General features: G+C 44.2%; 11 protein-coding genes. 7 read left to right on the forward strand and 4 right to left on the reverse strand.

Features of this window, described 5'->3' with window-relative positions; all coding sequences use genetic code 11:
- Positions 1–85 precede the first annotated feature (85 nt).
- From IEX80_RS20555 to IEX80_RS20580, 6 genes are all read left to right on the forward strand, one after another.
- The gene (locus IEX80_RS20555; protein WP_188833981.1) at positions 86–1288 is read left to right on the forward strand and encodes an aminotransferase class V-fold PLP-dependent enzyme; all 1203 of its coding nucleotides are present in this window, start codon (positions 86–88) and stop codon (positions 1286–1288) included.
- A gap of 419 nt (positions 1289–1707) precedes the next feature.
- Positions 1708–2565 carry a helix-turn-helix domain-containing protein gene (locus IEX80_RS20560; RefSeq protein ID WP_188833982.1) on the forward strand — a complete coding sequence of 286 codons (858 nt, stop codon included), beginning with the start codon at positions 1708–1710 and terminating at the stop codon, positions 2563–2565.
- A 67-nt stretch (positions 2566–2632) separates the two neighbouring features.
- A complete protein-coding gene (locus IEX80_RS20565) occupies positions 2633–3205 on the forward strand; it encodes a DUF417 family protein (RefSeq protein WP_188833983.1) in 573 nt (190 codons plus the stop codon).
- A 20-nt stretch (positions 3206–3225) separates the two neighbouring features.
- Positions 3226–3765 carry a carboxymuconolactone decarboxylase family protein gene (locus tag IEX80_RS20570; protein WP_188833984.1) on the forward strand — a complete coding sequence of 180 codons (540 nt, stop codon included), beginning with the start codon at positions 3226–3228 and terminating at the stop codon, positions 3763–3765.
- 18 nt (positions 3766–3783) lie between these two features.
- Entirely contained in the window at positions 3784–4185 is a 402-nt protein-coding gene (locus IEX80_RS20575; protein WP_217633221.1) for a nuclear transport factor 2 family protein, read from the forward strand.
- Between the two features lie 253 nt (positions 4186–4438).
- Entirely contained in the window at positions 4439–5041 is a 603-nt protein-coding gene (locus tag IEX80_RS20580; RefSeq protein WP_188833985.1) for a DUF1684 domain-containing protein, read from the forward strand.
- A 35-nt stretch (positions 5042–5076) separates the two neighbouring features.
- Here IEX80_RS20580 and IEX80_RS20585 read toward each other — a convergent pair whose 3' ends face one another.
- Entirely contained in the window at positions 5077–6114 is a 1038-nt protein-coding gene (locus tag IEX80_RS20585) for a hypothetical protein (RefSeq protein ID WP_188833986.1), read from the reverse strand.
- Between the two features lie 332 nt (positions 6115–6446).
- Here IEX80_RS20585 and IEX80_RS20590 point away from each other — a divergent pair, with 332 nt between their 5' ends.
- The gene (locus IEX80_RS20590) at positions 6447–7334 is read left to right on the forward strand and encodes a dienelactone hydrolase family protein (RefSeq protein WP_188833987.1); all 888 of its coding nucleotides are present in this window, start codon (positions 6447–6449) and stop codon (positions 7332–7334) included.
- 52 nt (positions 7335–7386) lie between these two features.
- On the opposite strand, the gene IEX80_RS20595 is transcribed toward IEX80_RS20590, so the two are convergent.
- The 3 genes from IEX80_RS20595 to IEX80_RS20605 form a co-directional block, all read right to left on the reverse strand.
- A complete protein-coding gene (locus tag IEX80_RS20595) occupies positions 7387–7653 on the reverse strand; it encodes a DUF4342 domain-containing protein (protein ID WP_090534028.1) in 267 nt (88 codons plus the stop codon).
- 284 nt (positions 7654–7937) lie between these two features.
- On the reverse strand, positions 7938–9056 hold the full coding sequence (locus IEX80_RS20600; RefSeq protein WP_188833988.1) for a Gfo/Idh/MocA family protein: 1119 nt from the start codon (positions 9054–9056) through the stop codon (positions 7938–7940).
- Positions 9057–9499: 443 nt separating this feature from the next.
- Positions 9500–11791, reverse strand: coding sequence for a GH92 family glycosyl hydrolase (locus tag IEX80_RS20605; protein WP_188833989.1), 2292 nt, complete (start codon positions 11789–11791; stop codon positions 9500–9502).
- Positions 11792–11963 lie beyond the last annotated feature (172 nt).

Genomic DNA, 11963 nt, shown 5'->3' on the forward strand with positions numbered 1-11963 from the left:
CAACGGACAAGCCCCTTAGCATACGGGAGACGCATGTGATGCGTCTCTACACCGAAAATCAAATTATCCAATCTATCTCAACCTTATGAAAAATATACTAAGCGAACAGGAAGTACAGCAACTAAGGACCGAAACCCGGGGCACAACAAAAACCATCCACTTCAATAATGCAGGCTCATCCCTGCATCCCGATGTGGTGGTTGATACCGTGATAGATTACCTGTACGAAGAAGCGCAAAACGGCGGCTATGAAACAGAGTACACTTACCGTGAAGAGCTGGAAAACACCTACACCCTCATAGCCAGGCTCATCAACGCCCGTAAGGATGAGATTGCCATTGTTGAAAACGCCAGTATCGGCTGGTGGCTTGCCTTTAACGGCATTGATTTTAAACCCGGCGATGAGATCATTACCTGCGAAATGGAATATGTAACCAACCTGATAGGTTTGCTGCATGCTAAAAAAACACTGGGTGTTGAGTTTAAAGTGATCCCTAATGATGATCAGGGTAATTTCCGGCTACAGGCTTTGGAAGATGCTATTTCTGACCGGACAAAGCTGATAGCCGTAACCCATATCCCCTCAACCGCAGGGGGCATGATCCCGGTAGCAGAGATAGGCAGGATAGCGCGCAAACACAATATTTTGTACCTGCTTGATGCCTGCCAGAGCGTGGGCCATGTGCCGCTGGATGTACAGGCCATTGGCTGCGATATGCTGGCAGTAACCGGCAGGAAGTATTTGCGGGCGCCGAGGGGTACCGGCTTTCTGTATGTCCGCAAAGAAATTCAGGATAAGCTGAAGCTATTTTTCATGGACGGCTTCACTACCCAATGGGTAACCCAAACTGATTTTAAACCGCGTAATGATACCCGCCGTTTTGAAGTGTATGAAAAAAGCCGTGCCTTAACGCTTGGTCTTGGCAAGGCGGTTGAATATGCGCTCAATATCGGTGTTGACCGTACCTGGCAGCGGGTGCAATATTTAGCCGGCTTACTACGCGAAAAACTAAAAAATATTAACGGCGTAACCGTTCATGATTTTGGCGACGAGTTATCCGGTATCGTAACTTTTTCGGCAGATGGCATGGAGGCCGCAACGGTAAAAAACAAGCTGGCCGAAAAGCACATCAACGTATCAGTTGGCAAGGCGGTTTCAACCCTCATTTACATGAATAAAAACCACTTAAATAATATTGTAAGGGCTTCCGTGCATTATTATAATACTGAGGAGGAGATTGATACCTTATGCGGAGTTTTAGAAGAGTTGGTTAGAATGAGTGTTTAACATTCGCACGATTAAGCGCCCTGGCTATTGTTGGTGTTGTCACCAGAAGTGTTCGGAAGATTTTTAATTCCCTCCCTTGGGAGGGGTGCGGTTGGATTTCGTGGTGGCAGGGAGGGGTTTATACGTCGTTTCAGGCGAATAAGTCTGTGAATGCCTCCCTCCCTACACCCGCCCCAGGGGAGGGAATCGCACAATCCCTCGCTTTTTTTATTTCTTCCGAACACCTATGGTGTTGTCACCAACAACAGCGGGTTATAGTTCAAGCGAAAAACGCTTAAACTTGCTTGATAAAAGTTGCCAACAAAACAGCTGCATCTATTGATGTTTTGTAATTTTTGCGCGCAAACTCGGCCTCATAAAAGTCGTTGTCGCTATAAAAAGCAGAGTATATTTATATTAGTGCCATAAATCATTGGCCATTGAAAGCAATCCGCGATAAAGCAGGTGAATTTTTACTTGGATTACAGGATGTACGGGAAGATATTTTATGTACGCCTGCCCAGTTTTCTGAATATACCGTTTACCTCGTTCCTGAAGGGTCGGGTATCTTTCATGCAGATTTTGGGGCATTCCCTTTTACGGGCCCGGTGTTGTTGTTTTCAACCCCGCTGCAGATTATTTATGTAGATGAGTGCCGCGCCATAAAAAGCAATATCTTACAATTTCACAGTGATTTTTATTGTATCGAGTACCACCGTGAAGAAGTAGCCTGCAATGGGTTATTATTTAACAACATCTATATTGATCCAATAGTTGCGCTTACCCCACAGGATGTAAAAGTGTTTGAGCTGTTATTGATGCAGATGAACGATGAATTTATGCAGCCGCAGCCATCCGAAATTGTATTGAGAGCCTATCTGCAACTTTTCTTAGCCAAGGCCAGCAGCATAAAAATAAATGCTATCAATACTGATCAGGATAAGCCCCAAAAAGACGAACTGATGGAAAAGTTTCAGGCACTGCTTAATCAGCACTATCTTGATCTCCATAAACCTTCAGACTACGCATCATTACTCGCTATGTCACCCGATACGTTAACCCGGCGTTGTACCAAATACTTTCGCAAATCACCATCACAACTTATCCAGGAACGGCTGATCCTCGAAGCCAAAAAACAGCTGCATTTAACCCGGCAAAGTATTAAGGAAATTGCCTACAACCTGAAGTTTCAGGATGAGTTTTATTTTAGCCGGGTATTTAAAAAGTTCACCAAAGTATCGCCCCAAACTTTTCGTGATAAAACAGGCATCTCCATCGTCGCGGATTTGTACAAATAAAACCCCGTTTCGTCCATGTTTGCGGGGCTCATGGCGTTGTAGTTTTGCTTTATCAAACAACAACAACATGAAAACTTCAATCATAAACACCATAGCAGGCCTTGATCAGCTTGGTAAAAAAGCAGTCCGTTTCGGCATCGTAGTCGTATTCCTTTGGATAGGCGGCCTTAAATTTTTCACTTACGAAGCCGATGGCGTTGTGCCCTTTGTGGCCAACAGTCCGGTGATGTCATTCTTTTACAACCATCCAACAGAATACAAAAAACACATCAATAAAGAAGGCGAACTGATTGCTTCCAACCACCAATGGCATATCGAAAATAATACTTATGGCTTTTCCGTTGGCCTGGGTATTTTCCTGGTAACACTGGGCATACTGGTTGCACTTTATAAAGTTGTACCAATGCCAAGTATGATTGCCAGTATCCTGGTATTTATCATGACTTTGGGCACGCTTTCCTTCCTGGTCACTACGCCCGAAAGCTGGGTACCACATTTAACCGACAACCAATGGGGCTTCCCATACCTGTCAGGCCGCGGTCGTTTGGTTATTAAAGATGTCGTGATCCTTGGCGGTGCCATCATCACTATGAGCGAAACCGCGCAACTTTATCTAAAACGTAAAACAGCAAGTAAATAATCTTAAACCATAATATAATCATGAAAACTATAAATGTTCCCACCCGCGAACAGGTAAGTGCCGAAGCGCAGGTAATGTTTGATATCTTCACAAAACGCGTTGGTAAGGTACCTAACCTTTATGCCACCATGGGCTATTCGGCACCTGCACTTAAAATGTTTATGGATATGGAGGATGACATGAGCAAAAGCGTGTTTACCTCCAAAGAAAGGGAAGCCATTGCCCTAATTGTTTCTGAGCTAAACGGTTGTGCCTATTGCTTAGCCGGTCATAGTATGCTGGCCATGAAACGCGGCTTTACTAAAGAACAAACCCTGGATATCAGGAGAGGCCATACAGCTGATGATAAACTGAATGCCATTATCGGTTTAGCCAAGTCAGTTGTTGAAAATAAAGGTAAAGGCGATGAAACCGTAGTAAATAACTTTTACGAAGCCGGTTTTGATGAAGCCGCTTTGATGGATCTTATTGCCTTTATTACCATACGTGTGTACACTAACTACGTATTTGCCAACACCGAAGTTCCGGTAGATTTTCCTGCCGCTGAGCCTCTTAACTAATATCTAAAACATTTCATCATGAAAACCACAGAAGAAGTAAAAGGCCAGTTAGCCAATAAGTTTTTAACAGGGCTAAAAAATCGTGATTGGGAGCTCATGCGCCCGGCCCTTGCCAATGATGTTACCTGGACCCTGCCAGGAACAAGTTTGCTTTCGGGTCCTGCTGTTGGTGCCGATGCCGTAATTAAACGTGCCGGTCAGCTGCGTGATTTTGGGGTAATGGTTCAATTAAACCACATTCTATACGGATTGGATAGTGTAGCCCTGTCGCTTCACAATACTGCCAGCCGTGGCGATTTGATACTGGATGAGCAGGTAGCCATAGTTTGCGATATTACTGATAATAAGATTAGCCGGATAACTACCCATTTGAGTGATATTGAAGGGATCAATAAGTTTTTTATTGAAGGGGTGATTTAACGTCATACAGCATATCATAAACTCATTTTACGTTCCATCAGGATCTCTCGCAGAGGACCCTGATGTCTTCGCAACGCAAGTACGCCTGTTTGGCGCATGTTATATTATAGTCTCCCGTCACAGTCAGGAACATCAGGGTCCTCTACGAGAGGCCCTGGTGGGACAGAAGCCTGGGATTGCTTCGGGCCTCGCAAAAGACGCTTTTTTTTGAGTTGCATCTACGTTATCTTTGGGCCTAATCCCTGCAATACACATGAAATATTTCATTGTCCTTCTATTTATCTTTTTCATTGGCCAACACAGTTTTGCACAAACTCATAAAGAGCAAATTGCTGCCTTCAGGCAAAATTATAAGGATGATTTTTTAAAAGATCCGCGATCGCCGCTTAAACAGGATGACCTGCAATTTTTAAAGTTTTATGATGCCGACAGTACCTACCGCGTAACTGCTAAAGCTGAATTATTGACTAATCAACCGGCTTTTATAATACCAACCTTCAGCGGTGCAGGCAGCCAGTATGTGCGTTATGCCCAACTTTCGTTTACGCTAAAGGGTAAACCAATGCAGTTAACCATTTACAAAAGCATCGCCCTGTCGCAAAACCCTGCCTTCAGCAATTATCTGTTCCTGCCTTTTACCGATGCTACCAACGGCTCTGAAACTTATGGTGGCGGCCGATATATCGACCTTACTACTAAAGATATTAAAAACGGCTCTATCGTTATTGACTTCAATAAAGCCTACAACCCATACTGCGCTTTCAGCAGCGGCTATTCATGCCCTAAACCTCCCGACGAAAACCGGGTTGATATGGCAGTTGAAGCTGGCGAAAAAAACTTTGGGAAAGGGCATTGATCTAAATCTGCATTAAACAAGCACATTAATTGTTTTTACCTTATAAAGATACCGGCATCGATGTGCGCTCCTGGTGATGAAGAGGAAAGGTTCAGGTAATCTTTTGGTATGCCTTTGGTTTGCACTTCGCTCAGGGTTACTTTTCCAACTTTTTGGATACTCTGTTCTATAGGCTTATTTAGCCGGTCTGGCTTTACGTCCTCTTCGTTAAAGCCCAAATAAAAAGCGTTTTCGGAGATAAGCGAATTGGCAAACTCATAGTTAGCATGTGCACCACGGTAACCTATCCAAAAATAATTGCAATTGGTAACGATATTATCACTGAAAGTAAACGGCATATTGGAACTCTGGCCGTAGCCGTACCAAACAGCACCTTCATAGGCCCCGTAAATAATAGAATGAGTGAGTGAAAAATCCCTGATCCCGAGAAATACCATAACGGCGTTTTTTACCCCATAAAATATACAATGGTCTACGCGGATACCGGCACCCTGGGCAAAAACCCCTCCTTGTATAGGTGCAGAATTCTTTTCCCCGATAAAATAACACTGGGAGATTTCCAGCCCGGTCAATGTGCTGTCCCTCCTTTCTATAACGTAATAATACTCTGATGCGGGGTTTGGGTTACCGGTGAACTTCAGTCCTTTAATTACTACATGATTCCGGGCGATCTGGAAAGCGGAACTGGCATGCTTTAATTTACCGGCCCTGTTGGAATCGGCCACGCATTGGATAACCGGCATTTTGGCCGGTGCCCAGTCGGGATCACCGGGCATGACCATCGCTTCGAAAGTGTATTTTTCAGCAACCTGCCGGTTACTTTCATCACGAATTGCCAATGCACTTTTAATGATATAAAGGCCGGGCGCAATCTTAATGGTAATGGGCTCTTCACCGCTAAACGTATTTGCCTTGACAACCGCTTTTTCCAGGCTTGCCAGCGGTTCACTTTGCGTACCCGGGGCATCATCCCTACCCCGGCTTACATCTACATATAGTGTTTGCGCGTTCAGCGGAATGCTCCAAATCAATAATATTATAAAGCTTAAAAATTTTAATGCAGTGGGTTTCATGAGTTAAACTATAAGGCATGCTGCCTGGTAAACAAATGTAAAAGAGCAGAAGGTGTCCGCATATTCATAACAGGTTCAAGTTTGTTCAAGTTTCATCACGCCGGAATCAAAAATATAATCAAACATTACCTCTGAAAACAAAAAACAGCCCGGCAGTTAAAATAAGCTTTCAAAGTTTGTGGTTACCGGTCTGACAGTTTCCAGGTTGTAAGGAAATAAAAATATACCAGGTAGAAATTCTTGCAATCCAACACACAAAACATTACCGGTAACGAGACTGTTACACCCTAAACAAAACCTAACCGGTAAATTTGAACAAAGCCTCCGGAAATATGAACCAAATCAGCAAAGAAGATATCAAACAGGAAGTGTTTGACCTGTATGATGATTACGCACATAACCGCCTCGACAGGCGCTCATTTGTGCAAAAGCTCTCCATGTATGCAGTGGGCGGCCTTACCGTAACCGCACTAATGAGTTTCCTGATGCCTGATTACCAGGGTGCCATACAGGTAAAATCCGACGATCCGCGTTTAAAATCGGGCTACATTAATTACCCTTCGCCCAAAGGCGGCGGTACAATTAAAGGATTATTATCGGAGCCTGCAGATGCAAAGAAGAAACTGGGCGGCATTGTGGTAGTTCACGAAAACCGGGGCTTAAACCCTTATATTGAAGATGTGGCAAGAAGAGCTGCCCTTGCAGGATTTATTACCCTTGCACCCGACGCGCTAACACCGCTTGGCGGCTATCCCGGCAATGATGACGAAGGGCGTACCATGCAGGCCAAACGAAATAAAGGCGAAATGGAGGAAGATTTTATAGCTGCCTATGAATACCTGAAAAACCATAAGGATTGCAATGGTAAGGTAGGTGTTGTAGGCTTTTGTTTTGGCGGAGGAATTGCCAATATGATGGCTGTGCGTGTTCCCGATCTGGCTGCCGCTGTTCCATTTTATGGAAGTCAACCCGCTGTTGAGGATGTCCCTAAAATTAAAGCGCCGCTGTTGCTGCATTACGCGGCCCTGGATACCCGGATTACGGAGGGCTGGCCGGCATACGAAAAAGCGCTTAAAGAAAATGGCAAAAAATACCAGGCTTATATCTATGAAAACGCGAACCACGGCTTTCATAATAATACAACTCCACGTTATGACAAAGCCGCGGCAGAACTGGCCTGGAAAAGGACTATAGATTTTTTTAATGAGAATTTAAACTAAAGACCTGAAATTTCAGGTCTTTAGTTTCGCAGGATCATATTGTGAAGATACCTTATTCTTTGGGGGTATCTTCTTTATCTTCCTCTTCCCGTTCTACCGTTATGGTACATTCCGTAACCAGTGCGGCCAGGGTACCTACGGCAGCAAAAACCGGTGCCAGGATCATCCCGAAAAGGCCAACACTTAACGGAAAGGTCATTAACTCTTTGCCATGCTTGTCCGAAATGGTGATCCTGCTGGCTTTACCTTCGTTAATTATCTCTTTTATCTTTCCCAATAACGCTTCACCGTTAATTGAAAATGTTTCTTTGGTGCTCATGTTTTTTCTAAGTTTTTATATTTAGATGTGCATACCAGCGGCTTGTTACAGGTTTGGCTAAATATGCCAATAGCAGGTGGAATATTAATTTCCTTACTGCAGAGGCTTCTCAATTGGTTACAAAAAAAGCAAACTCCTCATGCCGAATTTATTCCGGCACCCCACTTTCAAAGTAAGCGGAGGACAACTAAGCAAGAATTAATCGTGAAACCAGGTAAGCGTGAATATCCAGTTAAGTACCGACATAAATCCGGCATCACGTATGTTTTTAACTTTAAACGATATTAAACACTTATCTCCACCTTCTTTCCGGTTTTAACAGCAAGGTAAATGGCATCAATAATTTTAAGGTCTTTCACTCCTTCTTCACCGTTTACCGGTACTACCGGCTTTTTATTATTAAATATAATCTCACACATTTCATCCATCTGTACGGTTTGATGTGTGGTAACAGGCTGGTTTAGTTCTCCTAAGTGGGTGCGGCCCTTAATTGGCCCGTAGCCGGTAGAAGGCTGCATTTCGGCAAAGCCTTTTTCTCCATCAAGAAAAAACCGGTCGAGATTGTTCATATTGTAGGTTGACAGGCAAGACGCGACGGCCCCGCTTGGGAAGCCGAACTGGAACTGGATGGTTTCATCAACCCCTTCTTTAAATTTCACCGTATCGGTTTTAGTTTCCTGGGCGGTAACCCATATCGGTTCTTCACCGGTCATATAGCGCGATCCGTTGATGGCATAGATCCCAATATCCATCATAGAGCCGCCACCGGCAAGCTTTTTATTCAACCGCCATTGTGTGGGATCGCCGATGGTAAACCCGCATTGCCCCTGAAAAAACCTGATCTTCCCAAACTCGCCGTTTTGCCTCATCCTGATCACTTCAAGCGTTTTGGGCTCAAAATGCATCCGGTAGCCAACCAACAATTTTACATTGGCCTTTTTACAGGCATCAACCATCTCCTGCCCCTCTTTGGCATTCACGGCCATTGGCTTTTCGCATATAGCATGTTTACCGGCTGCAGCCACCCTGATCACAAAATCGCGGTGCAAGCCGTTGGGTGTAATAACGTATACCGCGTCGATATCGGGGTTGTTTTTAATGTTATCGAAATTCTCATAGTTGTAGCAATTTTTTTCGGGGATGCCATATTTGCTTTGCCATGCTTTAACTTTTGATGGGGTTCCGCTAATTACCCCAACCAGTTTAGCTTTGGTACATTTCCGCATAGCTTCTGCAACTATGGTTCCATAGCCTCCAAGTCCCATAATGGCCACACGTAATACCGGGCCGTCATAAACCTGTGCAGTTTTGTCTGCTCCCGCTGCACATCCTAAGTATGGTACAAGTTGCAGGGCCAGGGCCGATAAGCCCAACTTTTGTAAAAAATCACGACGAGAATTCATAGGTATGTTTTTTGGTTTATGACAATTTACATATTTCCGGGTAAAATACACTTAAGTCATCTGATTTTTACAGGGAATGAAGAGCTTCCTTCTAAAAGAAGCTAAAAACAAATAAGAAAATCGTAATGCGTGAAACGAAGCCCGGCCCGACCTATAGAGTAGCTCTCCATTGTTTGGGATTGCTTTGCCCATCACAATGAAACCATCATAAGACATTGATTATTAAGCATTTTTTTTATCTATTTTATAACATGGACGTTGCCTGCGGCCGGGCTATCCGCTGCAAGTCCTCGCCTTGCCTGCGCACAAACCTAACCCGCGCTGTGGGCTTTACGCTTCTATCCCTAACGCAGCCCTTGCGAAACACCCCTAAAATATGGTTTATACGCCATCACATTTTTCGATCTGTTTGTAAATACCTTCCGATGCTAAGCTCCATTATATCATATCCCCTCAGGTTGATTTACCGGTTTCACTGCCCAGTTATTTCCCGGTTGATCGTTCAGATATATGTCGAGTTTGCCGCCGTTGCTGATATCGTTGTAACGGATAAAATTATTGGGCATTATTTTGCCATTCAATTTCACCGAGCGGATATACATTGATTTAGGACCTGGTTTATGACAGATGATCTCAAACTTTTTGCCGTTTTGAAGCGTGATAGCAATTTTATCAAACAAAGGTGAACACAACAGGTACTCGCCCGAAACCGGGTTTACCGGGTAAAAACCTATGGAAGCGAACAGATACCAGGCCGACATTTGGCCGGCATCATCATTTCCTCCCAAACCACCCGGACCATCACTGTATTCAGTGGCCAGGATCTTGCGTACAGCGGCTTGCGTTTTCCATGGCGATGGCGTATAATCATACATAAAAGGGATCTGGTGCCCCGGCTCATTGCCATGCCAGTATTCGCCTTTTTCAAACAGGCTATCTAACGACTGTTCCAGTTTCTTCGTTCCACCCATCAACTTTGCCAGGCCGGGGACATCCTGCGGTACATAAAAGGTATATTGACGTGCGGTACCTTCTGTAATATAAGTCGCCTTTTTATCCGGATCAAAGGGAGATACCCATGTACCATCAGCATGCTTGCCGCGGACAAAGCCACTTGCAGCATCAAATACATTGGCATAATATTTTGCCCGTTTGGTGAGTGTGGTATAATCGGCAGATTTTTTTAAAGCTTTTGCAAATTGCGCCAGCGCGTAATCGTCATAAGCATACTCCATTGTACGGCTCACCTGTTCCATTTTATGAAAGGCATCGCGTACGCTATCTTCTAACGGGATATATTGATATTTCAAATAACTATCCAACGCCCTGCGGCCTTTGCCTTCTACATAATCGGCGCGATTGGCGGGTAGTTCAAAAGCGTTATGCCTTAAAATTTGGTAAGCTTCTTCAGCGTCAAAATCAGTGATCCCCTTTAAATAGGCCGAACTGATTACAGAAGCCGTATGATCGCCGATCATTTCGGATGTATAGCTATTCCAGCAGGGGAACACTGGCATCCAGCCACCCTGTTTACCTTTCAGGATCAGTGATTTTGCCAGGTTATTGATCAAAGATGGGTTCAGGATCTCAAACAGTGGCAACTGTGCCCGGTAAATATCCCACATCGAAAAATCATCATAATAATTGCCGTTTGATAATTGTTCCATTTGATAATCGCCGGCAAACCGCGGGTATCTGCCATCAACATCATTAAAAAGACGCGGATGCTGCATGGCATGGTAAAATGATGTATAAAAGATCCGTTTATCCTGCTCATTGTTAGTTGAAATGTTGATTTGCCCCAGGGCCTTTTCCCATTTTATCCTACTGCTTTTTACAACCCTGTCAAAATCAAATCCCGGCATTTCGGCCTGCAGGTTTTTGCGGGCGCCTTCCAAACTGGTAAACGAAGTGCCAATCCTGATCGTTAGCTTTTCGCCTTTATTGAGCTTAAATCCGGCATAAATCCCTGTACCTGCATCGTTTTTGATACTATCTGCAATAAATATTTTATTGCCTGCAAAAGTGCCCGTTTTTCCTAAACTCCGTTCAAACCTGATCACAAAGAAACCGCTGAAACCTGCGCTTTTCCCCCATCCCTGGTAAATACGGTGAGCAGGATTATAGCCCGATATCTCACCAGCTTGCTTATCTACTTTTACAAAACCTTCATGATAATCGCTATTGGCTTTGATCAATAAATAAAGGCTGTCGGCCTGCCGCATGGTAAACTGCATCATGCCGCAACGCTCTGTGGAGGTTACCGCGGCATTCACTTTATATTGGTTAAGATTGATGCTATAAACGTGAGGAGACGACAGTTCATCAGTATGTTTAAATGCTGCACTATAATTAGCTGTTTTTAGCTTGCCTGTGATGGGCATAATGGTAAAGCTGCCATAATCCTGTGTACATGAACCGCTTAGCCAGTGCGAACCACGGAGGCCGTTGAACAGGCCGTCCTTATAATAATATGGAGGTACGCACTTGGTTTCGCCGCTCTCGGTTTCGGGTGTCCATTGTGTCATGGCAAAGGGGGCAGTAACCGCGGGAATGGTATTGGCAAACCGTGTATCAGCCGCTTGTCCATGTTTTAGTGCGGAAGCTGTAGTGGCAATAGCTGTACCGGCCATGGGCTGTACATATTTAACCAGGTTTTGGGCAAAAACCGGCCACGGAAACAACAAGAAAATGATATAAATAAACCGGTTTGCAATTTTGGAGATGAAATTCATTTTTCGGACAGCGTATTAACAAAAAAATTTCAGCAAAATACAGCAATCGTTGCTAATTGTTACATGCACGAGTAAAATAATGATGTTATACAACCTGGCCGGTACCGATAAACCATAAGGATTAGTTGTTACTGCGCTCCAACCAGCACTGCCACTTCCAACTATTTCAGAT

It is taken from the genome of Mucilaginibacter rubeus (assembly GCF_014643835.1).
Lineage (GTDB): Bacteria > Bacteroidota > Bacteroidia > Sphingobacteriales > Sphingobacteriaceae > Mucilaginibacter > Mucilaginibacter rubeus.